Here is a 25,413-nt window from a genome sequence, read left to right as displayed (position 1 = left end):
GGGCACCGGCGCGGCGGGCGTCAAAGACCCCGACCGCCCCCGACCCACGATCAACTGCGGCGGGTCCGCGCGTCCGGAACCCTCTCCGCCCGGACCGATTGCCCCGGCATCCGGCCGCTTCGAGGGCGGCGAGCGCGAGACACGCACGATGATCCTGACTGACAAACGAGCCCTGATCACCGGCGCCGATTCCGGCATCGGGCAGGCGACCGCGGAGCTGTTCGCCCGCGAGGGCGCCGACGTGGCGATCACCTACCATACCGACGAGGCGGGCATCCGGGAGACCGCCGCCCGGGTCGAGGCGGCCGGCCGCCGCGCCCTGGTGCTGCAGCTCGATGTCGGTGATCCGGCCGCGGTGAACGCCGCCTACGACCGCATCGGCAGCGAACTGGGCGGCCTCGACATCCTGGTGGCCAATGCCGGCCAGGCGATGAGCGGCGTGCCGGTGGCCGAGATGGACGACGCCCTGCTGGAGCGGATCCTGCGGGTGAACCTGATGGGACCGCTGTTCTGCGCGCGCCCGTTCATCGGGATGCGCCGGGCTGAAGGCGGCGGCGGCAAGATCGTGTTCGTCTCCTCGGTGGCCCAGCACCTGCCGACCCCCGAGAGCGCCCCCTACGGCATGTCGAAGGCCGGGCTCGGCTCCCTGTGCCGCAGCCTGTCGCGGGAACTCGCCGAGGATCGGATCAACGTCAACAACGTCGCCCCGGGCCTGATCGAGACGCCGATGACCGCCGACCGCTTCGAGAAGACCGAGGTGCTCGACCAGTCCCTGGAGCGGATCCCGTGGCACCGCGCCGGCCAGCCCGAAGAGATCGCCCGGGCGATTCTCTATCTCGCTTCAGGGGCATCCGATTACGTCACCGGCCACACGCTGGTGGTCGATGGCGGCCTGACCATGCAGTGGGGCGGGGCCTGAAACAGCGAAGGGCGCCGGGTGTTTTTCCCGGCGCCCTTCGTGGATGCAGCGTGTTGAGCAGAAGCCCGCTGGCACGATGCCGGACGGGCTGGCGTCGATCTCGGCCTACGAACCGAACTGCGAGCCGAGCTGCTCCAGATACTCAGCGAGGTCGAGGCCGCCGACGCGCTTGCCGTAATCGAAGCGCATGCCCTGGCGGATGTCGACGCTGGCATCGCGCGTGGTCAGGGTGAACGGCCGAACGCACACCCAGGCCCCGTCGCGGCGGTGTTCAAAGTAGCCGAGGATCTCGTGCTTGGCCATGTCCTGCCCTCTGGAAAGTGTTCGAGGACATAACGGTCAGGCTGCCGTTCGGTTCGCGGGGGGAGGACTGTTTTTCGCACGGGATCCGATGCGGATCGCGTATTCGTGCTCCGAGTCCCGCCCGGCCTATCTCGGCAGAGCTTGACTATAACAGTTCAAGGTGGCGGAGCGTCCGTTCCGTTACCATCGGGGCATCGTGGGCCCCGGCGCGGCGGTGTATCCGCTCTGTGCCGACCGGGACCCGTTGCGTCAGCGATCGGCCTTCTCGCCCGCCGTCGTCAGCGCGAGGTAGCGCTCTGTGGTCGGCTTGATCAGCGACCGCACCGCCTCGGCCATGCCCTGCTCCTCCTTGAGCGATTGCTGGAAGCCGGTCCGGTGGCCCTGCTGGCCGGCCGCGTCGGCGATCGTGAGCAGCGACTCGTAGGCCGCGATCTCGAAATTCTCGAAGGCGTGGTTGGCGTAGGTGTTCTTCAGGATCTCGTCCTGGGCCGGCGCGTGGCCGAGCGCCATCATGTTCCCGACGAAGCCCAGAAACCCCTCCTTGAGCGCCGACGGCGCGTCGCCCAGGCTCTGAAGGGCTTCCTCCAGGCGCTGGCGTTGGCCGTGGGTCTCCTCGATGTGCCGGCGCAGGGCCTTCTCCATCTCCGGGTAATGCTCCAGGCGCTAGACCTGTCGCTCCATGATCTGCAGGGCCTGCATCTCGACGGCGTGGGTGTTCTTCAAGGCGGTGACGTAGATGGAACGTGTATCCAAGGTCATGCTGCTGTCTCGCGATGGGTGTAGATCGTAGCGATCCGATCCCTCGGGTAACCCCTCGGCCGCACGGCCAAGTTCCTGCCGGAAGGTCGCAGCCCCCCGCCCAACGCGTCGGATTCGGGGGCCGCGCCCGTGGCGCTGCGGCCACAGCGGCCCCGTCCCGACACATCCAGAACGCGGGTTTCCCAAGGGACGTGACGACCACGGGTGATGCCGTCATGCCGGCGTCATCCGTCATGTCCGACAAATCGTGGACACAGCCTCCGATCCGTGACCGCACGGGGTGACGCACGATGTTCCGACCGACCCTCCCGAGCGCCTGGCCGGGCGCCCTGGTCCTCGCGGCCGGCCTCGCGGCCGTTCCCGCCCGCGCCCAGAACGTCGCCGAGATGGCGGCCCGGATGGACGCGATGCAGCGGCAGATGCAGGCCATGCAGCAGGAGCTCGCCGCCCTGCGCCGGCAGGCGGGGTCGCAGCGTAGCGCGCTCGCCGGCGAGACGCGCGCCCGCCGGGCTTTGTCGCACGAGCAGGCGCGCCTCGCCGCGCGGACCGAGCGCCAGCAGCAGGTGGCGCAGGCGGGCGGGCCCGGCGGCGCGCGGCCGGGCGCCTCCGAGCATACACCGGTGATCCTCGCCAACGACCTCGTCTGCAACGCCGGCAGCTACGCCCTCGGCCCGGCGATCTGCTTCACCCCGGGGGGCTTCGTCGAGCTGGCGGGCGTCTTCCGCAACCCCAACCTCGCCTCGGATCTCGCCACCGACTTCAACGGCATCCCGTTCCGCAACAGCCCGCAGGCGCGCGAGAGCGAGTTCCGCTTCTCCGCCCGGCAAAGCCGCCTGAGCGGCCTGTTTACCGCCAAGGTCGAGCCGACGCTCCAGATCTCGGGCTATTACGAGATCGACTTTTTGGCGGCCGGCACCACCTCGAATTCCCGCGAGAGCAACAGCTACGTGCCGCGGGTCCGGCAGATCTTCGCCACCGTCGACGCCCTGGATTCCGGCTGGCACGTGCTGGCGGGCCAAGCCTGGAGCCTGATCACCACGGACCTCTCCGGGATCACGCCGCTCAAGGAGCAGGTCCCGCTCACCATCGACGCGCAATACGTGCCGGGCTTCAACTGGACCCGCAACCCGCAGGTGCGGGTGGTCAAGGATCTGGCGCCGGGCCTCTGGGCGGGCCTGTCGGCGGAATCGCCCCAGAGCGTGCTGCCGCCGAGCCCGTTCGCCGCCCCCGGCCTCGTCAACGTCAACAACACCGGCGACGGCGCCGGCCTGCTCAACACCGCCACCACCTACTCGAACAACAGCGCCCCCGACATCGTCGGCAAGCTCGCCGTCGAGCCGGGTTTTGGCCATTACGAGGTCAAGGGGCTGGTCCGCGTCTTCGACGACCGCCTGAGCGCGACCAATATCACCGCCGCGACCCGCCTCCCCGGCCGCTCGGACAGCGCCCTGGGCTACGGGATCGGCGGCGCCGCGACCCTGCCGGTGATCGACAAAGGGCTCGACATCCAGGTCAGCGGCCTCGTCGGCCAGGGCATCGGCCGCTACGGCTCGGCGCAGCTGCCCGACTTCGCCCTCAAGGCCGACGGCTCGATCGCCCCGATCCCGGCCTTCCAGCTGCTGACCGGCGCGGTCGCCCATATCCAGCCGGGCACCGACGTCTATCTCTATGCCGGCTGGGAGCACGCGTCGCGGGCCGGCGCCCGCAACGCCACGGGCTACGGCGCGCCGACCCTGGTGGTCACAGGCTGCGCCGTCGAGGGCGCGGCGAGCGGGACCTGCCAGGCGGAGAGCCGCGACATCCGGCAGATCACCGGCGGCTTCTGGCACGACCTGTACAAGGGCCCGTACGGGCGCCTCGTGGCGGGCGCGCAGGCCTCCTACACCGAGCGCGACGCTTTCCGGGGCGCCGCCGGCATCCAGCCCTCCACCCACCTCGTCACCGGGCTGGCCTCGCTGCGCTACTATCCGTTCTGAAGCCCTGGCCAGGGGAAAAAAGGGCCAAGGCTGCCCTATGGCAGCCCCTCCGCCTGCAACGCCTTCCGCACCGCCGGGCGCCCGCGCACGCGGCCGTACCAGGCCTGAAGATTGTGCAGGGGGTCGAAGTGGATGTCGGCCCGGTAATACGAGGTCAGCCACGCGGCCTGCCCCCAGCCGGTGAGCGCGAACAGGTAGGCGTCGGCGACCGTGAAGCTGTCGCCCAGGAGGAAATCCTGCGCGGCGAGCTGCGCGTCGATCCAGGCATAGCGCGCTTCGAGCTTCGGCTTGGCGGTCTCGACCCAGTGGCCCGCCAGCCGGGCATAGAGCAGGGGGACGAAGCCCTTGTGGAACTCGGAATTGAGGAACCCGAGCATCTCCTGAAGGCGGTAGCGCGCGAAGCTCCCGTTCGCCGGGGCGAGACCCGCCTCTGGCTTCAGGTCGGCGAGGTATTGCAGGATGGCGGGGCCCTCCCGCAGGACGGTGCCGTCGCCAAGATCGAGGGCCGGGACGTAGCCGTGCGGGTTGACGGCAAAGTAATCCTCGCCTCCCTCCGTCCTGTGCGTCGCGTGATCGACCCGGCAGAGAGTCAGGTCGAGGCCGAGTTCGTGGGCGACGATGTGCGGCGCGAGCGAGCAGCTCGCGGGGATGCAATACAGTTTCATGGACAAGCTCTGAAGACGTGCCGTAACGTCGGTGCTGGAAACGGGGGTTTCCAGAGCTTTGCGTAGCGCAGTCGAGACGATGCCGGAAGAACGCAGTAATTTGAGCGCTGGGCACAAGAATTATACTGTGCCGGGTTCGGGCCTGGGCCGATGAGGGCGACCGTGACCGGCTGCTCCGTCGAGCACGCGATGCACCTCCTCGGCGGCCGCTGGCGCCTGCTGCTGGTGTCCTACCTGATCGACGGTCCGAAGCGCTTCAACGAGCTCCGGCGCGACCTGCCCGGCATCTCGCAGCGGATGCTGACGCTGGATCTGCGCGCCCTCGAATCCGCCGGTCTCATCAGGCGCACCGTGTATCCGACGACGCCCGTCAAGGTGGAATACGCGCTCACTGAGGACGGCCTGCGGCTGAAGGCGGTCGTGTCCGTCGTCCAGGAATTCGGCCTCTGGCTGAAGCAGCGCGACGCCGCCTGAACGTTTCGCCGCGTCTTGGCTTGGTCCTCCAGCCCGGTCAGTGCAGGGACAGGTTCGCCGGCGCGCGCTGCCGATCGGCGAGATGTTTGCCGATCTCGAGCAGCAGGGTTTCCGTCAAGGCGACGATGCGCGTGTCGCCGAGTTCCGAGACGGCGTTGTGCAGGGACAGGCACAGGTCTGCGGTCTTGTTCAGGGCCCCCTCGATCGTGCTCCCGTCCCGCGTGGCGAAGGCGACGCCGGCGGCCTTGCTGTCCGAGATCTCGACCACGACCCCCCGGCCCGTCGTCGGGCGGCCGTTCTCGTCCAGATAGAAATGGCCGCGGGTGAACACCCAGCGCAACCGCCCTTCCGGGGAGCAGACCCGGTACTCCGCCGTGTACGAGCCGCCGGATCGCACGCAGTCCAGGATGACCTGCGTGATGTGCGCCTGATCCTCGTGATAGACCGCCTTCATGATCTCGGCGAGGCCGACGCCCGCGCGCGACCGGGCCGGGCTGATGTTGAACAGCAAAGCCGTGACCGGATCGGCGTGCGCGTCGTCGTTGGGGATATCCCACATCCAGAACCCGACGCCGCCCGAGGCTTCGAGCGCCGCGATCAGGGCCGCCTCGGAGACGATGTCGTCGGACTGGTCCACCACGATATCCCCCGATACCCGATCGCAGGTCTGCGCCAGCCCGTTACCGGTCAGCACGGTCTTGGGGCCGGATGTATCAGACATTGCCGGTCGAATAGAGTACGCATGCGACGGTCGCCCCCTGTCCCCGCCCGCGACGCAATCCGCGAATGGGGCCGGCCGCTTAGACCTTGCCCTTCCAGGGCACCAGCGCGCGTTCCAGCCAGCGCATGCCGAACTCGAACAGGGCCGCGAACAGGCCGATCACCAGGATCCCCATCACCACCACGTCGGTGCGCAGGAAATTCGAGGCGTTGAGGACGAGCTGACCGAGCCCGGCCTGGGCCGCCACCATCTCGGCGGCGACCAGGGTGGTCCAGCCCACGCCCATGCCGATCCGCAGGCCGATCAGGATCTCCGGCAGCGCCGCCGGCAGCACCACGTAGCGCAGCACCTGCCAGCGGCTCGCCCCCAGCGCCCGCGCCGCGTTGATCTGGTCGCCGGAGGCGGAGAGCACGCCCGAGCGCGTCGCCAGGGCCACCGGGGCGAAGCAGGCCAGGACGATCAGCAGCACCTTCGACAGCTCGCCGATCCCGAACCAGATGATCATCAGCGGCAGGTAGGCCAGGGGCGGCAGCGGCCGGTAGAACTCGATCAGCGGATCGAGCAGGCCCCGGGCGATCCGGCTCGTCCCCATGGCCAGACCCGCGGGAATCCCGGCCGCGGCGGCGATCAGGAAGGCGCCGACCACGCGCAGCAGGCTGTCCCGGACATGGATGCCGAGGGGCGCCCCATCGAGATCGCCGTTCCAGGCCTGCGCGAAGGCCGACAGGATCGCCCCCGGGGGCGGCAGGAACAGCGGCTTGACCCAGCCGACCGCGGTCGCGACCGCCCAGAGCGCCAGGACGGCGAGCACCGTCGCGATGCTGACGGCCGGGACCAGCATCCCGTCGCGCAGGGCGCGGCGGCGGGCTCCGAAACGTCGGCGGGGCGCCGCCTCGGCGGGGGCCGGGGCCGAAACCGGCGTATCGAGGGGCAAGCCGCTCATCTCAGGCTCCGAGCGCCGGCTCTGCGCGGTGATGGATCTGCCCGAGCACGCGCTCGCGCATGGCGATGAAGTCCGGATCCGACTTCACCGCCCGGGCGTCGCGCCCGGCCAGGAAGGCCCGGGAGAAGGGCAGCGCGATCGTCTCGACGATGCGGCCGGGGCGCGGGCTCATGATCAGCAGCGTGGTGGCGAGGAAGACCGCCTCCTCGACATCGTGGGTGATGAAGAACGCCATCTTGCCGGTCCGGTCCCAGACCCGGAGGATCAGCTCCTGGACCTGCTCGCGGGTGAAGGCGTCGAGCGCGCCCAGCGGCTCGTCCATCAGCAGGGCGCGCGGGTCGCTGGCGAGCGCACGCGCGAGGCCGACCCGCTGCTGCATGCCGCCGGAGAGTTCGTAGACCTTCCGGTCGGCGAAGTCGGCGAGGCCCACGAGGTCGAGCATGGCAAGCGCGATCCGGCGCCGCTCCGCCCGGGGGATGCCGCGCAGCTTCGGCCCGAAGGCGACGTTCTCGGCGACATCCAGCCAGGGCATCAGGGCGTGGCGCTGGAACACCACGCCCCGGTCGGCCCCCGGCCCCCGGATCGGCTTGCCGTCGAGCAGGATGCTGCCCGCGCTCGGTTCGAGGAAGCCCGCGATCGCCGACAGCAGGGTGGTCTTGCCGCAGCCCGAGGCGCCCAGGGCGACCACGAACTCCCCGGGCCGGATCGTCAGGTCGATCCCCGAGAGGGCGGCGACGGTGGAATCCCCCGCCCCATAATGGACGCTGACGTTGCGGATCTCGATCATGGGCCACTCCGAACCTGCCGCCGGGGAGCCGTCGCTATTTCCGGGCCGCGGCCACGTAGTCGCCGGTGACGAACCGGCCGTAATCGGGCGCCAGCGCCTGCACGCGCCCTTGCGCCTTCAGAAACTCCGCGGTCTCGGTCAGGGCCTTGGCGGCGGCGCCGCCGAGCCAGGCCGGGGAGGCCTGCGCCTCGAGGGTCGGGAAGCGGTAGGCCGCCAGGCTCGCCGGCACCTCTTCGGGGGTCGAGCCGGTGATCTTGGCCGTGGCCTTCACCTCCGGCGCATCGGCCGCCCAGGGCTTTGCCACGTAGGCCGCATCCTGGGCGGCGATCAGCTTCACCAGCGTCACCAAAAAGTCCCGGTTCTTGGCCGCCCAGGCCCGGTCCACCACCAGGCCGTCGAAGGTCGCCTTGCCCTGGCGGGCGATGTCGCCGGCCGAGATCAGCACCGTGCCGGATTTCTTCACCCGGGCCAGCACCGGATCCCAGATGAAGGTCGCGTCGATGTCGCCGCGCTCCCAGGCGGCGGCGATCTCGGGCGGGCGCATGTTGAGGATCGTGACGTCCTTCTGGGTCAGCCCGGCTCCCGCCAGCGCCGCGATGAGCTGGTAGTGCGAGGTCGATACGAACGGCACCGCGACCGTCTTGCCGCGCAGATCAGCGATGCTCTTCACGCCGCTGCCGTTGCGCGCGACCAGCTGCTCTGCATCGGCGATCTCGTCCAGGATCCAGAACAGCTCGATGTCGAGCCCCTGGGAGGCCGCCGCGGCGATCGGGCTCGATCCCGCCTCTCCGATCTGGACGTTGCCGGACGCCATGGCGCGGATCACGTCGCCACCGCCGCCGAACTTGCGCCAGTGCACCGTGTAGCCGGTGGCCTTCTCGATGGCGCCCGAATCCATCAGGGCCCGGAACGGCACCACCATGTCCTGATGGGCGAAGGTGACCTCCTTGTCGGCAGCCCTGGCCCGGCCGGGCGCCAGGGCGCCGAGGACCAGGGGCGCGAGCGCCGCGAGAAGGGCCAGCGCGCCGGAGCGGCGGCGGCGAGAACCTGCTGATATCATGAATTCATTCCCCCTCCGGCACCCCGACTCAATGCCGAGCCGGCTTGCCGACGGCAGGGTCGGACAAGTTAAGCTTCGGAGGCAAGGGGCCTTCGCACCGGGCGCGCCTGTCGGTGCGCGAAGCGGCCCGATCGGGCCGGTCCTGCGCTTCGCGGACCGGGCCATCCGCCCCGAGCGGGGGCGATCGGCAACCGAAGCCTGTGGACCGCACAAGGCACCGATAGATTTGCCTTTCAGAATCGAAACCTTTATAAATCTCGCCAATTCGATTCAAAAAAATGAATTTAGGCTAGATCATGTCGATCCTGCGATATATTCTTCTCGGACTCTCTGTCCTGTCGCTGGCTGTCGTGCTGGTCTTCTGGACCGTGAGCGGACGTGCGATGGATCTGGTCGTGTTGTTGGTGGCTGTTTTTCTGGTCGCCAACAGCGTCTATATTCTGTTCTCCAGCCCGACATTGAAAGTGAGCTCCGTGTTCGACCGTGCGGCCACGGGGCTTGCTTTCGCGTCCCTCGAACTGCAGCACCAGGCCAAGGAGGCCAAGATTCGGGAGCTTGAGGCCGAGCGGATCCGGGCACAGGAGGCCGAGCACAACACATCAAAGCTGCGGGCGGCCGAGGAATTCATCAGCTACGTGCGCCAAAACCCGCTCATGCGCGGGCGGCAGGCCGTCGAGGTCAAGCAGATCACGCTGCGCAGCGATGTGAAGAGCATCGCGCTTCCGGCCCTGGAGCTGGCCCGCCCCGTCCCCGCTGAGCTGAACGGCCGGCATCATGCCGATTCGGACCTGGCGAGCATGCCTCCCCCAGCCCCGCCGCCCGGCGCCGTGCCGCGGCTCGAGAGCTAGAGAGCGCGCCGCCAAATCAGCGGCCTCCGCGGCATCACTGGCGCTGGGTACACCGTCTCTGACCGGTCCTCACGACCTTGCCGGTGACGAAATTGAAAGCGACTTCTCCTCGGATTCGCGCGCTGATCCTCCGCCCGGACGCCCTTCTGCTGCGAAGGTCTCACGAATCCCATCCGGCGGTTGCGGTTTGTCCTGAGACACACCTTTGCCCCGCTCGGCGATGCTGCCGGAATCCGTCCGGGCGGCCGGGTCGAGCGTTGCCGGCCCGGATCTGGTGCGGCTCCGGCGGCGGTGGAACCATCTTGGCGGTCTGCGGCTTGCTGGGCTGGGTCCGGGAAGGATTTGCTCCTCTCACGGCTCCGAGGAAAACAACCGCCCTCGACGGCGGCATGAGAGGAAACATCCTTTGCGCACCACGCTCATCACCGCGGCCCTGCTCGCCGCCTTCGGCGCCGCCGTCGCGTCGCCCGCTTCCGCTGCCCCGCTCGCCCCCGCCGCCGTGGCCGCCCCGGCCGACATCGTCTCGACCGTCCAGATGGACCGCATGGAGCGCCGGATGGAGCGTCGCCACATGGAGCGCCGGATGATGCGGCGTCACATGGAGCGGCGCATGATGCACCGTGAGATGCGCCATCGCATGATGCGCCGCGAGATGATGCACCGCATGTGATCGGGTGGCTGCCTGGGCCTCGTCCCGGGCAGCGTCGTTTTCGGCCCGGCCGCGGATGACACCGCCGCCGGGCTTTTTGATGCGCGGCGGCTCATCGAACCATCTGGGCCGCAACGCGTTTCAAGCCTCCGATAGGAGACAGGTACGATGAAAGCGTTTTTGGCAGCGATCGCCGTCGGTTTCGGCGTGATGTCCGCCCTCGGGCCGGCTGTGGCGCAGCGCGGCCCCGATTACGGCTACGGCGATCGGGATTACGGTGGTCGGGATCGCGACGACGATTACCGGGGCCGCGACCGCGGCTATCGGGACCGCGGCTACGGCGAGCGCGCCTATGGCGGGTTCGACGAGCGCGAGTATCTGCGCTGCAACCCGGATGTCCGCCGTGCGATCGCGAACGGCCAGATGGAATCCGGTGCGGCCCATTACCGGACCTTCGGCCGCCGCGAGGGTCGTCGCCTGAGCTGCTGAGGCGCTTGGAGCCGTTCCCGATCGCATTGCAATCGGGAACGGCTCCAAATCCTTGATTGAACGCGCTCGCTTACGCCGAACCGGTATCCACTTCGGCGGCGAGCGCTTTAGCGCGACCGGGCGCGGTCGCGCAGCAGGTTGAGGATCAGCGCGGTCCAGCCGGTCTGATGCGAGGCGCCGAGGCCCCGGCCGGTATCGCCGTCGAAGAACTCGTGGAACAGCAGAGCCTCCTCGGCGCCGGGCGCCGGGGGGATCGGCGGCCGTGCTCCGAAGGCCGGCCGGCGCCCGTCCGCATCCTTGGCGAACAGGGCGATCAGCCGGTCCTCCAGGGCGTCGGCGATCGCGCGCAGCGTGCACATCGCGCCCGATCCCGTCGGGTATTCCACCAGGAATTCGTCGCCGTAATAGGTGTGGAACCGCCGCAAAGCCTCGACGATCAGGTAGTTCATCGGCATCCACACCGGCCCGCGCCAGTTCGAGTTGCCGCCGAACATGTTCGAGGTCGAGTCGGCCGGGTCGTACCGGACCGTGAACGAGGCCCCCAGCTCGTTGAGCACGTAGGGCGCGTCCCGGTGGACCTTCGACAGGGAGCGCACGCCGTAGGGCGAGAGGAACTCGGCCTCGTCGAGCATGCGCCGCAGCAGCGCCTTCATCCGGTGGCCGCGCAGCAGCGACAGCAGCTTGCGGTCCTTCACGCCGCCCTCGTTCCAGCGGGAGACCAAGCGGGCGAGGTTCGGCCGGTTCTCCAGCGCCCAGTTCAGGCGCCGGGCGAAGTCCGGCAGCCGCTGGAGCACGGAGGGCTCGATCACCTCCACGGCGAAGAGCGGCACCAGCCCGACCATCGAGCGGACCCGCAACGGGAGCATCCCGCCGCCGGGAATGTCGACCTCGTCGTAGTAGAATTCATCGACCTCGTCCCACAGGCCGAACCCTTCCCCGCCGCCTTGGCCGCCCCCCTGCCCGCCCATCTCGGTCATCGCCTCGGCGATGAGCAGAAAGTGCTCGAAGAACTTCGAGGCGGTGCTCTCGTAGACGTCGTTGTGGCGCGCCAGCTCGAGGGCGATGCGCATCATGTTGAGGGCGTACATCGCCATCCAGGCGGTGCCGTCGGCCTGGTGGACCACCCCGAAGCCCGGGGGCGGCCGGGACCGGTCGAACACCCCGACATTGTCGAGCCCCAGGAAGCCGCCCTGGAAGACGTTGCGTCCCTGCGCGTCCTTGCGGTTCACCCACCAGGTGAAGTTGATCAGCAGCTTGTGGAACACGCCCTCCAGGAAGGCGATGTCGCCGCGCCCGCCTCGGCGGTCCCGGTCGATCTCGAACACCCGGTAGGCCGCCCAGGCATGGACCGGCGGATTGGCGTCGCCGAACTCCCACTCGTAGGCCGGGAGTTGCCCGTTCGGGTGCATGTACCATTCGCGGGTGAGCAGCAGGAGCTGCTTCTTGGCGAAGTCCGGGTCGAGCAGGGCCAGGGGTAGGCAGTGGAAGGCGAGGTCCCAGGCGGCGAACCACGGGTATTCCCAGGTGTCGGGCATCGACAGCACGTCGGCCGCCGCGAAATGGCGCCACTGGCTGTTGCGGCCGCCCTCGCGCTCCCGGGGCGGCACCGGCTGGAGCGGATCGCCCTCGAGCCAGCGCCGCACGTCGTAGCAGTAGAGCTGCTTCGACCAGATCAGGCCGGCGGCGGCCTGCCGGAAGATCGTGCGGGCATCCGGGTCCGGGATGCCGTCCTGAAGCCCCTCGTAGAACGCGTCCGCCTCGGACACTCGGCGCCGGACGACGGCGCCCTCGGCGTCGACCGGGCGCACCCTTGAGCCGGCCGACAGGCGCAGCCGGATCCGGGCGGTGGCGCCCGGCTCCAGCCGCAGGGCGTAGTGCAGGCCGAGCTTCGTGCCCGCATCCCGGCGGATGGCGGCCGCATCGCCCCCGACGATCGCCGCGTGCAGGCCGTCCTTGAACGGGCCGGGCGCGTCCGGCTGCCCGCCGTGGAGCCGCAGGTTGGTGTCGTTCTCGCAGAACAGCAACTCCGGCGCGCCGTCATAGGCGAGGCGATAGGGGCCGAGCCGCGGATGCGTGCAGGTCGCGCCGCCCTCGGGATCGGCGGCGATCCGCGGTCGGTCCTGCCCGGCCTGCCAGGACCAGGTGTTGCGGAACCAGAGCTGCGGGATCAGGTGGAGCTCGGCGGTCTCCGGGCCGCGGTTGAGCGCGGTGACGACGGCGTGGATGTCGTCGGCATCCGCCTTGGCGTATTCCACGGTGATGTCGAAGAACCGGCTGTCGTCAAAGATCCCCGTCTCCTCGATCTCGTATTCCGGCTGGTCGCGCCCGCGCGCCAGGTTCTCGCGCACCAGCGCCTCGTAGGGGAACGCCGCCTGCGGGTAGCGGTAGAGCAGCTTGAGGTAGGCGTGGCTCGGGACCGCATCGAGGTAGTGGTAGACCTCCTTGACGTCCTCGCCGTGGTTGCCCTCCTGGTTGGTCAGGCCGAACAGGCGCTCCTTGAGGATGCGGTCGCGGCCGTTCCACAGGGCCAGCGCCAGGCAGAGGCCGCCGCGCTCGTCGCAGATCCCGGCCAGGCCGTCCTCGCCCCAGCGATAGGCGCGCGAGCGGGCCTCCTCGTGCGGCAGCGCGCGCCAGGCATTGCCGTCGGGGCTGTAATCCTCCCGCACCGTCCCCCATTGCCGCTCGCTGAGATACGGCCCCCATTGGGACCAGGCCCGGTCGCCCCTTCCCTGCTCGGCGATCCGGCGGCGCTCCGCCCAGTCGGCAGATTCGTCCCCGAGCGGACTCATCAGCCGCGCCCCGGATGCGGGGTGGCGGGTGGGCTATGGAGCGGCAGAGGGACGGTCATCGATCTCGATGGGCTGCGACGGGCGTCGCCTTCGGATGCATCATCGAAGCCACGCCACCTGAGGTCGGCGAAAGCCGCGACCCGTCCGGCCGGATCGGGATGGGGGCAGATCAATCCGGCGCCCATCATCCCTATGCTTGCGGCCTTGACTGCGTGGCGCGTTGAACTGAGGTTCAAGACCGCGTCGCGGCAGACCGATGCACGGCCGATGAGCCTGGCCGAAATGTTGCATGCGGGTTCAGGGGCGCATTAATCTTCGAACGCGGGGGCGGGCATGAAAAAAATACTGTCGATGGCCATTGCTGGTCTTCTGACGATCGGCGCTGTACAGGCCCAGGACAAGGGCGGCCCGGTGAAGATCGGTATCTCCGCCGGCGTGACCGGGCCGTATGCGGCTTTCGGCGTGCAGGTCAAGAACGGCGCCAGCCAGGCGATCGAGGACATCAACAAGGCCGGCGGGATCAAGGGCCGGCTGTTCGAGCCCGTCTACGGCGACGACGCGTCCGATCCGAAGCAGGGCGTCTCGGTGTCGAACAAGCTCGCGGCGGACGGCGTGACGATGGTGGTGGGCGCCTTCGCCTCCAGCGTCTCGATCCCGGCCTCCGACGTCTATTTCGATGCCGGCATCATCCAGGTCACCCCGTCGTCGACCAACGTGAAGTTCACCGAGCGCGGGCTCTGGAACACCTTCCGGACCTGTGGCCGCGACGACCAGCAGGGCGTGGTCGCCGGCGCCTATCTGGCCGATCACTTCAAGGGCAAGCGCATCGCCTTCGTCCATGACAAGTCGGCCTACGGCAAGGGCCTGGCCCAGGAGACGCAGCTGACGCTCAAGGCCAAGGGCGGCAAGGAGGTGCTGTTCGAGGGCGTCAACCCGGGCGAGAAGGACTACTCGGCCCTCGTCTCCAAGCTGAAATCGGCCAACGTCGATGTGGTCTATTACGGCGGCTTCCACACCGAGGCCGGGCTGATCCTGCGCCAGATGCGCGACCAGGGCCTGAAGGCGACCCTCGTCGGCGGCGACGGCCTCGCCCCGAAGGAGTTCGTGCAGATCGCCGGCGACGGCGCCGAGGGCACGCTGATGACCTTCTCGCCGGATGCCCGCAAGAACCCGAACGCCCAGGCGGTGGTCGCGGCGTTCAAGGCCAAGAACATCGATCCCGACGCCTACACGCTCTACGCCTACGCGGCCGTGCAGGTTCTGGCCAAGGCCGCAGCCGAGACCGGCTCCAGCGAGGGCAAGGTGCTGGCCGACTGGCTGCACCAGGGCAAGACGATCGACACCGTGGTCGGCCCGATCGCCTACGACAAGAAGGGCGACCTCACCCGGCCCGACTACGTCATCTACGCCTGGAAGAAGGGCGCCGACGGCCGGATCGACTACGCCGGCAACGAGCTGGTGCCGTAAGGGCGGCTCCGGGCCCTCGACGTGACCCGCGCGCCGCCGGCTCGGTGGCGCGCGCTCCGGGCGGAAGCCCCCGCACAGGCTTCGAGGCACCGTTTTCGATATGGGAGCGTATCGTGAGAGCAACTCTGGCGTTTTGTCTTCTCGGGCTCCTGACGGCGGGCGCCGCTCAGGCGCAGGACACGGGCGGGCCGGTGAAGATCGGCGTCGCCGCGCCCCTGACCGGACCCTACGCGGCCTTCGGCGCGCAGATCCGCAACGGCGCCAGCCAGGCGATCGAGGACCTCAACAAGGCCGGCGGCATCAAGGGCCGGCTCTTCGAGACCGTGGTCGGCGACGACGCCTCCGACCCGAAGCAGGGTGTCTCGCTGGCCAACAAGTTCGCCGGCACCGGCGTCAAGATGGTGGTCGGGACCTTCAATTCCGGCGTCTCGATCCCGGCCTCCGACGTCTACCTCGACGCCGGCATCATCCAGATCTCGCCGGCCTCCACCAACGTGAAGTTCACCGAGCGCGGGATGTGGAACACGTTCCGCACCTGCGGCCGGGACGACCAGCAGGGGGCCGTGGCGGGCGCGTATCTCGCCGCGCATTTCAAGGACAAGAAGATCGCTTTCGTCCATGACAAGACGACCTACGGCAAGGGCTTGGCCGAGGAGACCTTGACGGTGTTCAAGGCCAAGGGCGGCAAGGCAGCGCTGATCGAGGGCATCAACCCGGGCGAGAAGGACTATTCGGCGCTGGTCTCGAAGCTGAAATCGGCCACCATCGATGTCGTCTATTATGGCGGCTACCACACCGAAGCCGGGCTGATCCTGCGCCAGATGCGCGACCAGGGCCTTCAGGCCATCGTGGCGGGCGGCGACGGCATCACCGACAAGGAATTCGTGCAGATCGCCGGGCCGGCCGCCGAGGGCACGCTGATGACCTTCCCGCCCGACCCGCGCAAGAACCCGAACGCCCAGGCGGTGGTCGCCGCGTTCAAGGCCAAGGGCATCGATCCCGAGGCGTTCACCCTGTACGCCTACGCGGCCGTGCAGGTGCTGGCCAAGGCGGCGGCCGAGACCGGCTCCAGCGACGGCAAGGCGCTCGCGGACTGGCTGCACCAGGGCAAGCCGGTGGAGACCGTGCTGGGCCCGATCGCCTACGACAAGAAGGGCGACATCACCCGGCTCGACTACGTCATGCACGTCTGGACGAAAGGCCCCGACGGCAAGATCGACTATGCCGGCCACGAGCTGACGCCGTAAGGGCGCTGCCCTGCGAACTTCGGGGCTGCGCGCCCCGAACCCCGCCAAAGGGCCCGCGGCCCTTTGGGATCCCTGTTTCGCCTGTGTCAGCTCAAGGGCCTGATGGCGCGTCATACGGATCCGATGGCGGGCCCGTCATCCTCGTGAGGTTGAAGCACGCGATCGATCAGGCCCCAGTCCAGGGCTTCCTCGGCGGTCATGAAGTAGTCGCGGTCCATCGCACGCTCGAAATCCTCGTACGGACGGCCGCAATGCTCGGCATAGAGCCGGGTCATGCGGTGCTTCGTTTTGCGGGTTTCCTCGGCATGGATGAGGATGTCCGAGGCTTGCCCCTGGAACCCGCCCAAGGGCTGATGGATGTGGATGCTCGCGTTGGGGAGGGCCGCACGTCCGCCGGGCGCGCCGGCCATCAACAGGAACGAGCCCATGGAGCGGGCCGTGCCCATGCAGAGGGTGTGAACCGGTGCCCGGATGTGGCGCATGGTATCGTACATCGCCAATCCGCTGGTCACGACCCCGCCCGGGGAATTGATGTAGAGGTGGATCGGCTTCTTCGGGTTCTCGGCCTCCAGGAACAGGAGCTGCGCGCAGATCAGTGCAGCGACCGTGTCGTTGACCTCGCCGTTGAGGAAGATGATCCGCTCGCGCAGAAGGCGCGAATAGATGTCGAAGGACCGTTCGCCTCGGTTGGATTGTTCCACGACGATCGGGACAAGTTGCATCGCTTCGCGCATCGGCGACCCCTCAAGGCTTCGGACAACGACAGATCGATGCGCCGCGTCAGGCGGCGCGCATGAGCGGCTGCGTGTTGGTGTTCGAGGCGGCCCGTGTCATCCGGTCGAACCGTGGGTCGGTCAGCGCGTGGATCACCCGGAGACGCGTTCCGCCGGTTCGGTTCGGAGCGATCCGGAACGTCACGGTGCTTTCGAGAAACGGGGGCGCATCGTCCCGCATCCGAAACCGAAGCTCTTTCCCGGGGATGACGGTGATCGCGTCCGGCTCGGCCAAGGCGCTCCCCGGCAACCAGATCTCGCGAAGCTCGGGCGTATGGAGGGCGCGCCAGACCTTGTGCGGCGGCGCATCGAGCTCGTAATCGCCTGCGATGCCGGTCTCGGCCGCGTCGGGCTCCGCGTCGCTCATTGGTCCATATCCTTCAGCAGCGCCTTGAGAGCTTCGATGCGGGCGGGCCAGTAGGCGCGATACTTCGCCAGCCACTGGGCAATGTGCGTCAGCCCGTCCGGGTCGACCTCATAGTTCACGAAACGGCCCTGCCGTTCTTCCCGCACCAGTCCGGCGCTCCGAAGAACCGAGAGGTGCTGGGACATCGCCGGCTGGCTGATCCCCATCCCCTCCCGCAGGACGCTGGCGTTCATGCTGCCCGCAGCGAGCTTCTCGAAGATCGCGCGCCGGGTCGGATCGGCCAACGCCCGGAAGAGATCATCTTCGTTCATGTCGATACATAAGCAGTTACTTATGTGATTCGCAAGGCCCGACAATCCAACGGAAGCGGGCGCCCCCCTAAGCCGAACGGCCAAGGGTGACTGCCGCGACAGGGCGGCCGCCAAGGCTTTATGCTCCCCCATCGCGTCGCGGCGCCAGGGGAGGAGCGATGTTCGATTTCAGTCAGCTCCGGTGCTTCGCCGCCGTGGCGGAGGAGCTGCATTTCGGGCGCGCGGCCGCCCGGCTGAACATGACCCAGCCGCCCCTGTCGCGGCAGATCCAGGTGCTGGAGCGGATCCTCGATGTGCAGCTCCTGGAGCGCACCAGCCGCTCCGTCCGGCTGACCGCGGCCGGGCGCAGCTTCCTGCCGGAGGCGCAGCGCATCCTGCGGCTGGCCGAGACCGCGACCCACGTCACCCGCCAAGTGGCGGCCGGGCGCGCGGGGGTGCTGAAGCTCGGCTTCACGGCGGCCTCGGCCTACGACTTCCTGCCCCGCCTCGTCACGGAGCTTCGGCGGGCGCTGCCCGACATCACCCTCGCCTTGCGCGAGATGGTCAGCCGGGATCAGGTCGAGGAACTGCTCGCCGGCCGCATCGACGCCGCCCTGGTCCGCCCGCCGGTCACCCATCCGGACTTGATCGCCGTCCGGGCCCTGGCGGAGCCCCTCGTGGCGGCGCTTCCGGCCGGGAATGTTTTGGCTGTTCGGGAGCACCTCAAGCCGGGCGATCTCGCCGGAGAGCCGCTCATCGCCTACGCGCCGAACGAGGCCCGCTACTTCCACGACCTGGTTCAGGGCCTGCTCGCCGAGGCCGCGGTGGAGCCCCGGATCGTGCAGCGGCTGACCCAGATCCACTCGATCCTGGCCCTGGTCCGGGCCGCCCTCGGGATCGCCTTGGTGCCGGCGGCGGCCGAGCGCCTGCGCTTCGAAGGCGTGGTGTTCCGGCCGCTGGTGCTGCCGGCCCCGCGGCCCGCCGAGCTGGTCCTGGCCTGGCGGCGCGATGCGGACGAGCCGCTGATCGCCCGGCTGGTCGCGATCCTGGCGGAGCTGCCGCCCGCCTGATCCATGCGCGCGCCGCATCGATCGATCCAGCCTTTGGCTTTGACCTTCGACGGAAAGGCTGCGCCTGATAACCTGACGGCACGCAGATGCCGAGACGGCCCGGAGGAATCGCCATGGACAGCCTGACCAATCGCTTCAAGGCCGCCCTCGGCGAGGGGCGCCAGCAGATCGGCCTGTGGTGCAGCCTCGCCAGCCCGATCTCCACGGAGATCGTCGCCGGCGCCGGGTTCGACTGGTTGCTCCTCGACATGGAGCACTCGGCCAACGACCTGCGGGATATCTACTTCCAACTCCAGGCCATGATGGAGAACGCCACCAACCCGGTGGTGCGGGTGCCGAGCGACGATGCCATCACCATCAAGCGCATCCTCGATGCCGGCGCGCAATCGCTGATGATCCCCAATATCGACGATGCCGAGCAGGCCAGGCGGGTGGTCGCGGCGACGCGCTACGCGCCCCGCGGCGTGCGCGGCTTCTCGCAGGCGCCCCGGGCCGCCCGGTTCGGCCGGATCCCCGATTATCACACGCGCTGCGAGGCCGAGATCTATGTGATCGTGCAGGTCGAGTCGCGCCGCGCCCTGGACAATCTCGACGCGATCGCCGCCGTCGAGGGCGTGGACGGTGTCTTCATCGGGCCCGGCGACCTCTCCACCAGCCTCGGCTATGTCGGCCAGCAGGGCCATCCGGAGGTGGTCCGCACCATCGAGGACGCGGTCGGCCGGATCGTGAAGGCCGGCAAGCATGCCGGCATCCTCACGCCGAGCGAGGAGCTGGCCAAGCGCTACATCGCGGCCGGCACCCGGTTCACCGCGGTCGGCTCGGATCTGGGGCTTCTGGCCCGCAACGCCGAGGCGCTGGCCGGGCGATTCCGCACCGAAGGCTGAGCGAGGAGCATCCGATGCAGGCCGAGATGGACAGCGCCACCCAGGATCGCCCGACGCAGGTCCGCCCGAACCTCGAGCGGCCGGCCGGGGACGTGCCGCGCACGATCCGGCTGAGCGCGCACGACAACGTCGCGATCGTGGTCAACGCCTTCGGGCTGCCCGCCGGCACGACCTTCCCGGACGGGCTGCGGCTCACCGAGTTCGTGCCGCAGGGTCACAAGGTGGCGCTCAGTGACATCCCGGAGGGCGGGGCGGTGCGCCGCTACGGCGAGGTGGTCGGCATCGCCACCCAGGATATCCCGCGGGGCGCCTGGGTCGAGGAATCCCGGGTCGCGACCCCCACCGCCCCCGCCCTCGACGCGCTGGAGCTGGCCACCCGGGTGCCGGCCCCCTTAGCGCCGCTCGAAGGCTACACCTTCGAGGGCTACCGCAACCCGGACGGGTCGGTGGGCACCAAGAACATCCTGGCGATCTCGATCAGCGTGCAATGCGTCGCCGGCACCCTCGACGTGGCGATCCGTCGGATCAAGCAGGAGCTGCTGCCGCGCTTCCCCAACGTCGACGACGTGGTCGGCCTCACCCACGCTTACGGCTGCGGCGTCGCCATCAACGCCCCCGAGGCGGTGGTGCCGATCCGGACCCTCCAGAGCCTGGCCCAGAACCCCAATTTCGGCGGCGAGGTCATGGTCGTGGGGCTGGGCTGCGAGAAGCTCGTCTCGGAGCGGCTGCTGCCCGATGGCGGCGCGGCCGGGGACGGGGTCGTCCGCCTCCAGGACGAGCGCCACCAGGGCTTTTCCGCGATGCTCGACAGCATCCTGGCGATGGCGGAAGCCCGCCTTGAGGTGCTGAACCGGCGCACCCGCGAGACCTGCCCGGCCTCCGAGCTCGTGGTCGGCCTGCAATGCGGCGGCAGCGACGCCTTCTCGGGGGTCACCGCCAACCCGGCGCTCGGCTACTGCGCCGACCTGATCGTAGCCTGCGGCGGCACCGTCCTGTTCTCCGAAGTCACGGAGGTGCGCGACGCGATCCACCTCCTGACCCCCCGTGCCAAGACTCCGGAAATCGCCCAGGCCCTGATCCGCGAGATGGCCTGGTACGACGCCTATCTCGCCAAGGGCGAGGCCGACCGCCGGGCCAACCCGTCGCCCGGCAACAAGAAGGGCGGCCTCAACAACATCGTCGAGAAGTCCCTGGGCTCGGTCGCCAAGTCCGGCACCGGCGCCATTGCCGGGGTGCTGGCGCCGGGCGAGCGCGTGCGCGAGAAGGGCCTGATCTTCGCCGCGACCCCGGCCAGCGACTTCGTCTGCGGCACGCTTCAGCTCGCCTCGGGGATCACCCTGCAGGTGTTCTCCACCGGCCGCGGCACGCCCTACGGCCTCGCGCAGGCTCCGGTGATCAAGGTCGCGACCCGGACGGAGCTGGCCGAGCGCTGGTCCGACCTGATCGACCTCGATGCCGGCCGGATCGCCACCGGCGAGGCCACGATCGAGCAGGTCGGCTGGGAGCTGTTCCACCTGATCCTCGACGTGGCGAGCGGGCGCAAGCGGCCCTGGTCCGACCGCTGGGGCCTGTTCAACGACCTGACCCTGTTCAACCCGGCGCCGATCACCTGAATCCCGGGCATGCGCGGCGCGGCGTCGCGTGCGGGGCCGGACTCTGCTAGGCAGCCGGCATCGTGATGCCGCTGCCGATTCCCTCACCCCGGACCGTGCTCTTCCGCCTGCACTGGGCGCTTGGCCTCACCGCTGGTTTCGTGCTGGCCTTGATGGGCCTCACCGGGGCGCTGATGAGCTACGAGGAAGCGATCACCGCCTTCGCCAACCGCGACCGGACACGGGTCGAGGCGGGGGACCGGGTGCCGCTCGCGCCATCGGCCCTCGCCGCCCGGATCGACGGCCAGGCCGGCGGGCGCCGGGCGAATGTCCTCACCCTGTCGGACGACCCGCAGGCGAGCGTGTTCGTGCGCTTCGCCCGCGATCCCGAGACCCGGGAGCGGCCGCCCTCGGTTTATGCCGACCCCTATGACGGCGCGGTGCTCGGCCCGGTGCGGCTGGAGGCGGCGTTCACGACGGTGCGGGACCTGCACCGCTGGCTGCTGATCCCCGGCGGCTCCAAGGGCTGGGGCCGGACCATCACGGGCGCCTGCACCCTGGCGCTGGTCGCGTTCCTGGCCACCGGCCTCTACCTGCGCTGGCCCAAGATCCATCGCTGGCGGATCTGGCTGAAGCCGAGCCTGTCGCGGCCCGGCCGGCCGCGCTGGTGGTCGCTCCACGCCGTGGCCGGGACCTGGCTGACGCCGATCTACCTGGTCATCGCGCTCACCGGCCTGACCTGGTCCTACCCGTCGTTCAAGGACGGGGCCACCTGGCTGCTCGCCGGGACGCCGGAGCGGGCGAAGCCCGCGCGCCCAGCCGGTCGCCGGGAGCCTTCCCCACCGCCGGAGGCCGGGGCCGAACCCGCCCTCGATCGCGCCTGGGCGGCGTTCCGGGCCGGCGAGGGGCACGAGGCCGGCCTCGTGATCCTGACCCTGCCGGGGGCCGATACGAAGGCGATCCGCATCCGCTGGCTGCCCCGGGGCATCGACGCCCTGAGCGCCCGCAACGAGGCCCGCTACGACGCCGCCACGGGCGCCTTGCTCGCCACCGAGCACGCGGCCGACACGCCGCTCGGGCGGCGCATCGTCGAGAACATTTTGGAGGTGCATCGCGGCCGGTTCTTCGGCGACCTGTTCGCCCTGCTGTTCTGCCTGGCGGCGCTCTCCATGCCGGGCTTCGCCGCCACCGGCCTGACCCTCTACATCCTGCGCCGCCGGGCGGGCGCGCGGCGCAAGGGGACCGAGCGGAAGGCGGAGGCGGTCGCGACCGGAAAGAAGCCCCAGCGCGCGCTGACCTGATGCCGGCAGCCGCTCACTCGGCCGGGCGCGGTGTCCCGGCGGTCCAGTCGACGGCGGCGTCGAACAGGGCGAGCCCGGCGCCCGTCAGGCTGCCGAAGGTCTCGTTGTCGAGCAGAAACATCGTCCGCCGTGCCGGGGCGATCGACTCGTAGTCCATCGTCGCCCCCGCCTCGTAGCCGAAGACGACGGCGTGGTCGGGTTCGCCCGGCACCGTGGCGATGATCGCGGCGCCGAGGCCGGGCTTGCCCCAGTTCATCGGCGCGTCCTTGGCGTAGACCGCGTTGACCCCCGCGCGCAGGCCGGCCGCCAGGGCATGGGGGGCGTTGACCAGCCAGACGAAATGCTCGGCCGACGCCTTGCCGAAGTCGCGGTCGTGCTTCTTGCCGGTCATGCCCAGGTCGTCGAGCAGGTCGCTCTCCCAAGTCAGCACTGGCACCGGGACATCGCGATAGGCGCCGAGCAGGTCGCGGCTGCGGATGTTCGAGGACAGGATGACGAGGTCGTAGCCCCGCGCCACCGGCTCGTACTGGCTGCCCAGCGTGACCCGGTATCCGCGTCCCTCGAGATGGGCCGCGATCGCCTTGTCGGCGGCGATCCGCGGATTGTCCGGCTTGACCACGATCAGCACCGTGCGGGGCCGCTCGGCCGCCGACGCGGTCAGCGGCAGCGCCGCGAGGGCCGCGCCTAGAAGGACGCGGATCGATGCGGAGATCGGGATCCTCCTGCGAGCATGGGTCGGCGACACCGCCCGGCTCACAGCCGCGCGGTGATCGTGGCCAGCACCGAGAGCGGCGCGCCGGGGAGGTTGTTGAACTGGTTGAACGGCTGCTCGATGTAGCGCCGGTCGGTCAGGTTGCGCAGGTTGATCGAGAACCGGGCGTGCTCGTTGAAATCGTAGAACACCGCCGCGTCGAGCCGGGCATAGCCGCCGACCGTATAGCTGTTGTTGAGGTCGCCGGTGCGCCGGCCGACATAGGTGATCCCGGCCCCGACGTTCCAGCCCAGCAGGAAGCCCTCCTGGAACTGGTAGGTCGACCAGATGCTGCCGCTGAAGGCCGGTGCCCCCACCAGACGGTTGCCGACCGCGAAGGTGGTGTCCTTCGTGATCCGCGCGTCGAGGAAGCTGACCGCGCCGATGACCTTCCACCCCGGCAGGATCTGGCCGGCGAGGTCGGCCTCGACGCCCTCGGAGCGCTGCTGCCCGGTGATCACCGAGAAGCCGGTATTGACCGGATCGGTGGCCGAGACGTTGTTGCGGATGATCCGGAACGCCGCCGCCGACAGGGTCAGGTCGGGGGTGAGGTCGAGCCGGCTGCCGATTTCGTAGAGCTCACCGGTCTCGGGGGGCGGATTGGTGGCGTTCAGGACGTTGTCGATCTGCGGCTTGAACGAGGTCGCGTAGCTCGCATAGAGCGTGAGTGGTTCCACCGGTCGATAGACGAGGCCGACGCGCGGCGAGGTGCCGGACAGTTGCTGGTCGGGCGGCATCGTCCGTGAGGTCGGAACGCGGTTGAAATAATACTGTGTGCCGGTGTCGTATCGGACGCCGACTAGCAATTGCAGGCCGAGGCCGAGATCGATCTGGTCCTGGACGTAGAGTCCGTTCAGCTCGTTCTTCTGCTTGAGATCCGACTGGAACTGGAGGCCGACGAGGGCGGATCCAGGGACCGGGTTCAGGAAGCTCACCGACGGGTAGTTGGTGCTCTGCGTCGTATAGGAATGCCGGTAGCCGTTGCTGTACTCGACCCCGGCGAGCACGGTGTGCCGGAAGCCCAGCAGGTCGAACTTCGCCACCACCTCGGTCTGGCTGTCGACGGTGGCGTAGGTCGAGTAGCCCGCGGTCTCGCGCCGGGTCACCAGCGTGTTGCGGCTGGCGAAACCGGTCGCGCGTGTCGCCAGGAAGTTGAAGCCACCCCATTGCGCGTTGAGCACTTCGCGCAGGGTGATGTTCTCGTTGAGATCGTGCTCGACCTTCAGCAGGCCGAAATTCGCCGTGCCGTTGTAGCGGGAGAACGGCTCGCCGTAATAGCGCGCGATGTTGTCGAGCGGCACGCGGCCGTTCAGGGCGACCAGCCCCTCGTCGTATTGTGTATCCAGCCGGGTGAACTCGCCCAGGAACGAGACCCTGGTATCCGGGCTCGGGTTCCATGTGAACGCAGGGGCCACGAAGGTCCGGGAATTGTCCCGGCCGCCGAAGTTGCGGAAGGTCGGATCGGACTGGCCGGCGAAGCTGACGCGCCCGGCCAAGCCCTCCACGCCTTCGATCGCGCTCGATACCGAGCCCTGGACCCGGCGGAAGCCGAAGCTGCCGGCCTGCAGGTTGATGTCGCCGGACGGCACCAGGGTCGGCTGCCGGGAGACGATGTTGATCAGGCCGCCGGGGTCGCCACGGCCGTACAGCACCGAGGCCGGGCCTTTCAGCACCTCGATCCGCTCCACGTCGGCGAGATCGCGGGTGACCGTCGAGAAGGTGCCGGCCTGGTTCAGCAAGACGCCGTCGATCGCGTAGGTCTGGGTCCTGAACCCGCGGATGATGAAGGTGTCGCTCCGGCCCTGGATCGTACCGCCGGGCTGGACGCTGCTGACGTTCTGCAGGGCGTCGCTCAGGCGGATGTCCTGCTGATCGACCAGCACCTCGCGCGGCACCACCTGCACCGATTGCGGCGTGTCGCGCAGGGGCGTGTCGGTCCGGGTCGCGGTCGCCGAGCGCGTGGCGCGGTAGCCCACGACCGGCCCGTCCGCGCGCTCCACCGCGGGACCCGTGCCGGTGACGCTCAGTTCCGAGAGGACGACCTCGTCCTGAACCGGATTGGATTGTGCGTGAACGACAGTCGTCGAGGCCAGAAGCAGGGCGATCGCCAGTCCGGGCCGCGTATTGGTGCAGGAGGACCGATCGGTTGTCACAGATATAACGTGGTCTTGATGGTCCTGCCGCATAGTTTTTAGTCGTTCTCATGTAGATCGTCGCCACAAGGCGCTTCGATCCTTGAGTACGATGGCGAAGCCATTTCAATGCATGATTGTAATTGATGGGTTCAGA

Annotated in this window: 24 protein-coding genes and 1 pseudogene; 12 read left to right on the top strand and 13 right to left on the bottom strand. The window is 69.1% G+C overall.

Going from position 1 to position 25,413, the window contains the following annotated elements; translation table 11 throughout:
* Positions 1 to 148 precede the first annotated feature (148 nt).
* Entirely contained in the window at positions 149 to 919 is a 771-nt protein-coding gene (locus MKK67_RS28990) for an SDR family NAD(P)-dependent oxidoreductase (protein WP_243972080.1), read from the top strand.
* A 105-nt stretch (positions 920 to 1,024) separates the two neighbouring features.
* Here MKK67_RS28990 and MKK67_RS28985 read toward each other — a convergent pair whose 3' ends face one another.
* Together MKK67_RS28985 and MKK67_RS28980 are read right to left on the bottom strand one after the other, a co-directional pair.
* Positions 1,025 to 1,222, bottom strand: coding sequence for a hypothetical protein (locus tag MKK67_RS28985; RefSeq protein ID WP_007563351.1), 198 nt, complete (start codon positions 1,220 to 1,222; stop codon positions 1,025 to 1,027).
* Positions 1,223 to 1,471: 249 nt separating this feature from the next.
* A pseudogene (locus tag MKK67_RS28980) lies at positions 1,472 to 1,981 on the bottom strand (ferritin-like domain-containing protein).
* A 290-nt stretch (positions 1,982 to 2,271) separates the two neighbouring features.
* Between MKK67_RS28980 and MKK67_RS28975 the strand changes: the two are divergent.
* On the top strand, positions 2,272 to 3,957 hold the full coding sequence (locus MKK67_RS28975; RefSeq protein ID WP_243972078.1) for a hypothetical protein: 1,686 nt from the start codon (positions 2,272 to 2,274) through the stop codon (positions 3,955 to 3,957).
* A gap of 35 nt (positions 3,958 to 3,992) precedes the next feature.
* Here MKK67_RS28975 and gstA read toward each other — a convergent pair whose 3' ends face one another.
* Positions 3,993 to 4,622, bottom strand: a complete 630-nt coding sequence (gene gstA / locus MKK67_RS28970; RefSeq protein ID WP_243972077.1) for a glutathione transferase GstA — start codon at positions 4,620 to 4,622, stop codon at positions 3,993 to 3,995.
* 150 nt (positions 4,623 to 4,772) lie between these two features.
* Here gstA and MKK67_RS28965 point away from each other — a divergent pair, with 150 nt between their 5' ends.
* On the top strand, positions 4,773 to 5,096 hold the full coding sequence (locus tag MKK67_RS28965; RefSeq protein WP_243972075.1) for a winged helix-turn-helix transcriptional regulator: 324 nt from the start codon (positions 4,773 to 4,775) through the stop codon (positions 5,094 to 5,096).
* A 37-nt stretch (positions 5,097 to 5,133) separates the two neighbouring features.
* On the opposite strand, the gene MKK67_RS28960 is transcribed toward MKK67_RS28965, so the two are convergent.
* From MKK67_RS28960 to tauA, 4 genes are all read right to left on the bottom strand, one after another.
* Positions 5,134 to 5,817, bottom strand: coding sequence for a PAS domain-containing protein (locus tag MKK67_RS28960; protein WP_243972073.1), 684 nt, complete (start codon positions 5,815 to 5,817; stop codon positions 5,134 to 5,136).
* Positions 5,818 to 5,896: 79 nt separating this feature from the next.
* On the bottom strand, positions 5,897 to 6,760 hold the full coding sequence (locus tag MKK67_RS28955) for an ABC transporter permease subunit (protein WP_243972070.1): 864 nt from the start codon (positions 6,758 to 6,760) through the stop codon (positions 5,897 to 5,899).
* A 1-nt stretch (position 6,761) separates the two neighbouring features.
* The gene (locus MKK67_RS28950; RefSeq protein WP_243972068.1) at positions 6,762 to 7,547 is read right to left on the bottom strand and encodes a taurine ABC transporter ATP-binding protein; all 786 of its coding nucleotides are present in this window, start codon (positions 7,545 to 7,547) and stop codon (positions 6,762 to 6,764) included.
* Between the two features lie 34 nt (positions 7,548 to 7,581).
* On the bottom strand, positions 7,582 to 8,607 hold the full coding sequence (tauA, locus tag MKK67_RS28945; RefSeq protein WP_243972066.1) for a taurine ABC transporter substrate-binding protein: 1,026 nt from the start codon (positions 8,605 to 8,607) through the stop codon (positions 7,582 to 7,584).
* Positions 8,608 to 8,903: 296 nt separating this feature from the next.
* Between tauA and MKK67_RS28940 the strand changes: the two genes are divergently transcribed.
* The 3 genes from MKK67_RS28940 (at position 8,904) to MKK67_RS28930 (ending at position 10,593) form a co-directional block, all read left to right on the top strand.
* The gene (locus MKK67_RS28940) at positions 8,904 to 9,455 is read left to right on the top strand and encodes a hypothetical protein (protein WP_243972064.1); all 552 of its coding nucleotides are present in this window, start codon (positions 8,904 to 8,906) and stop codon (positions 9,453 to 9,455) included.
* A 406-nt stretch (positions 9,456 to 9,861) separates the two neighbouring features.
* Positions 9,862 to 10,125 (top strand): hypothetical protein, encoded by a 264-nt coding sequence (locus tag MKK67_RS28935; RefSeq protein ID WP_243972062.1) that lies wholly within the window; start codon positions 9,862 to 9,864, stop codon positions 10,123 to 10,125.
* A gap of 147 nt (positions 10,126 to 10,272) precedes the next feature.
* On the top strand, positions 10,273 to 10,593 hold the full coding sequence (locus MKK67_RS28930; RefSeq protein WP_243972060.1) for a hypothetical protein: 321 nt from the start codon (positions 10,273 to 10,275) through the stop codon (positions 10,591 to 10,593).
* A 107-nt stretch (positions 10,594 to 10,700) separates the two neighbouring features.
* Here the strand turns inward: MKK67_RS28930 and MKK67_RS28925 are convergent, their stop codons facing one another.
* The gene (locus tag MKK67_RS28925; protein ID WP_243972058.1) at positions 10,701 to 13,382 is read right to left on the bottom strand and encodes an MGH1-like glycoside hydrolase domain-containing protein; all 2,682 of its coding nucleotides are present in this window, start codon (positions 13,380 to 13,382) and stop codon (positions 10,701 to 10,703) included.
* Positions 13,383 to 13,733: 351 nt separating this feature from the next.
* On the opposite strand from MKK67_RS28925, the gene MKK67_RS28920 reads away from it, so the two are divergent.
* Both MKK67_RS28920 and MKK67_RS28915 read left to right on the top strand, forming a co-directional pair.
* A complete protein-coding gene (locus MKK67_RS28920; RefSeq protein WP_243972056.1) occupies positions 13,734 to 14,849 on the top strand; it encodes a branched-chain amino acid ABC transporter substrate-binding protein in 1,116 nt (371 codons plus the stop codon).
* 113 nt (positions 14,850 to 14,962) lie between these two features.
* A complete protein-coding gene (locus MKK67_RS28915; RefSeq protein ID WP_409568458.1) occupies positions 14,963 to 16,096 on the top strand; it encodes a branched-chain amino acid ABC transporter substrate-binding protein in 1,134 nt (377 codons plus the stop codon).
* A gap of 110 nt (positions 16,097 to 16,206) precedes the next feature.
* Here MKK67_RS28915 and MKK67_RS28910 read toward each other — a convergent pair whose 3' ends face one another.
* From MKK67_RS28910 to MKK67_RS28900, 3 genes are read right to left on the bottom strand one after another with little or no spacing between them, the layout of a single operon-like run.
* Entirely contained in the window at positions 16,207 to 16,830 is a 624-nt protein-coding gene (locus MKK67_RS28910) for an ATP-dependent Clp protease proteolytic subunit (RefSeq protein WP_243972054.1), read from the bottom strand.
* Between the two features lie 46 nt (positions 16,831 to 16,876).
* Entirely contained in the window at positions 16,877 to 17,236 is a 360-nt protein-coding gene (locus MKK67_RS28905) for an SRPBCC family protein (RefSeq protein WP_243972052.1), read from the bottom strand.
* On the bottom strand, positions 17,233 to 17,547 hold the full coding sequence (locus MKK67_RS28900; RefSeq protein ID WP_243972050.1) for an ArsR/SmtB family transcription factor: 315 nt from the start codon (positions 17,545 to 17,547) through the stop codon (positions 17,233 to 17,235). The genes MKK67_RS28905 and MKK67_RS28900 overlap by 4 nt, the downstream gene beginning before the upstream one ends.
* Before the next feature lie 158 nt (positions 17,548 to 17,705).
* Between MKK67_RS28900 and MKK67_RS28895 the strand changes: the two genes are divergently transcribed.
* The 4 genes from MKK67_RS28895 (at position 17,706) to MKK67_RS28880 (ending at position 22,373) form a co-directional block, all read left to right on the top strand.
* Positions 17,706 to 18,596, top strand: a complete 891-nt coding sequence (locus tag MKK67_RS28895) for a LysR family transcriptional regulator (RefSeq protein ID WP_243972048.1) — start codon at positions 17,706 to 17,708, stop codon at positions 18,594 to 18,596.
* Positions 18,597 to 18,709: 113 nt separating this feature from the next.
* A complete protein-coding gene (locus MKK67_RS28890) occupies positions 18,710 to 19,480 on the top strand; it encodes an HpcH/HpaI aldolase family protein (RefSeq protein WP_243972046.1) in 771 nt (256 codons plus the stop codon).
* A gap of 26 nt (positions 19,481 to 19,506) precedes the next feature.
* Positions 19,507 to 21,093: a galactarate dehydratase gene (gene garD / locus MKK67_RS28885; protein WP_243972098.1), complete on the top strand. Its 1,587-nt coding sequence runs from the start codon at positions 19,507 to 19,509 to the stop codon at positions 21,091 to 21,093.
* Positions 21,094 to 21,158: 65 nt separating this feature from the next.
* On the top strand, positions 21,159 to 22,373 hold the full coding sequence (locus MKK67_RS28880) for a PepSY-associated TM helix domain-containing protein (protein WP_243972044.1): 1,215 nt from the start codon (positions 21,159 to 21,161) through the stop codon (positions 22,371 to 22,373).
* Between the two features lie 13 nt (positions 22,374 to 22,386).
* Here the strand turns inward: MKK67_RS28880 and MKK67_RS28875 are convergent, their stop codons facing one another.
* On the bottom strand, positions 22,387 to 23,118 hold the full coding sequence (locus MKK67_RS28875) for a hypothetical protein (RefSeq protein WP_243972043.1): 732 nt from the start codon (positions 23,116 to 23,118) through the stop codon (positions 22,387 to 22,389).
* An 8-nt stretch (positions 23,119 to 23,126) separates the two neighbouring features.
* Positions 23,127 to 25,277 (bottom strand): TonB-dependent siderophore receptor, encoded by a 2,151-nt coding sequence (locus MKK67_RS28870; RefSeq protein WP_409568457.1) that lies wholly within the window; start codon positions 25,275 to 25,277, stop codon positions 23,127 to 23,129.
* Positions 25,278 to 25,413: the final 136 nt, after the last annotated feature.

This window comes from Methylobacterium sp. J-072, assembly GCF_022829425.1.
GTDB lineage: Bacteria > Pseudomonadota > Alphaproteobacteria > Rhizobiales > Beijerinckiaceae > Methylobacterium.
The sequence above is the reverse complement of the archived record's forward strand: the minus strand, read 5'-3'. Positions and strand labels throughout refer to the sequence as shown.

Coding starts and splice junctions, on each gene's coding strand:
- MKK67_RS28975 (WP_243972078.1), top strand. CDS start 2,272: ATGTTCCGACCGACCCTCCCGAGCGCCTGGCCGGGCGCCCTGGTCCTC.
- MKK67_RS28955 (WP_243972070.1), bottom strand. CDS start 6,760: ATGAGCGGCTTGCCCCTCGATACGCCGGTTTCGGCCCCGGCCCCCGCC.
- MKK67_RS28905 (WP_243972052.1), bottom strand. CDS start 17,236: ATGAGCGACGCGGAGCCCGACGCGGCCGAGACCGGCATCGCAGGCGAT.
- MKK67_RS28920 (WP_243972056.1), top strand. CDS start 13,734: ATGGCCATTGCTGGTCTTCTGACGATCGGCGCTGTACAGGCCCAGGAC.
- MKK67_RS28985 (WP_007563351.1), bottom strand. CDS start 1,222: ATGGCCAAGCACGAGATCCTCGGCTACTTTGAACACCGCCGCGACGGG.
- MKK67_RS28950 (WP_243972068.1), bottom strand. CDS start 7,547: ATGATCGAGATCCGCAACGTCAGCGTCCATTATGGGGCGGGGGATTCC.
- MKK67_RS28990 (WP_243972080.1), top strand. CDS start 149: ATGATCCTGACTGACAAACGAGCCCTGATCACCGGCGCCGATTCCGGC.
- MKK67_RS28880 (WP_243972044.1), top strand. CDS start 21,159: ATGCCGCTGCCGATTCCCTCACCCCGGACCGTGCTCTTCCGCCTGCAC.
- MKK67_RS28940 (WP_243972064.1), top strand. CDS start 8,904: ATGTCGATCCTGCGATATATTCTTCTCGGACTCTCTGTCCTGTCGCTG.
- MKK67_RS28965 (WP_243972075.1), top strand. CDS start 4,773: ATGAGGGCGACCGTGACCGGCTGCTCCGTCGAGCACGCGATGCACCTC.
- tauA (WP_243972066.1), bottom strand. CDS start 8,607: ATGATATCAGCAGGTTCTCGCCGCCGCCGCTCCGGCGCGCTGGCCCTT.
- garD (WP_243972098.1), top strand. CDS start 19,507: ATGGACAGCGCCACCCAGGATCGCCCGACGCAGGTCCGCCCGAACCTC.
- MKK67_RS28925 (WP_243972058.1), bottom strand. CDS start 13,382: ATGAGTCCGCTCGGGGACGAATCTGCCGACTGGGCGGAGCGCCGCCGG.
- MKK67_RS28930 (WP_243972060.1), top strand. CDS start 10,273: ATGAAAGCGTTTTTGGCAGCGATCGCCGTCGGTTTCGGCGTGATGTCC.
- MKK67_RS28960 (WP_243972073.1), bottom strand. CDS start 5,817: ATGTCTGATACATCCGGCCCCAAGACCGTGCTGACCGGTAACGGGCTG.
- gstA (WP_243972077.1), bottom strand. CDS start 4,622: ATGAAACTGTATTGCATCCCCGCGAGCTGCTCGCTCGCGCCGCACATC.
- MKK67_RS28895 (WP_243972048.1), top strand. CDS start 17,706: ATGTTCGATTTCAGTCAGCTCCGGTGCTTCGCCGCCGTGGCGGAGGAG.
- MKK67_RS28910 (WP_243972054.1), bottom strand. CDS start 16,830: ATGCGCGAAGCGATGCAACTTGTCCCGATCGTCGTGGAACAATCCAAC.
- MKK67_RS28900 (WP_243972050.1), bottom strand. CDS start 17,547: ATGAACGAAGATGATCTCTTCCGGGCGTTGGCCGATCCGACCCGGCGC.
- MKK67_RS28890 (WP_243972046.1), top strand. CDS start 18,710: ATGGACAGCCTGACCAATCGCTTCAAGGCCGCCCTCGGCGAGGGGCGC.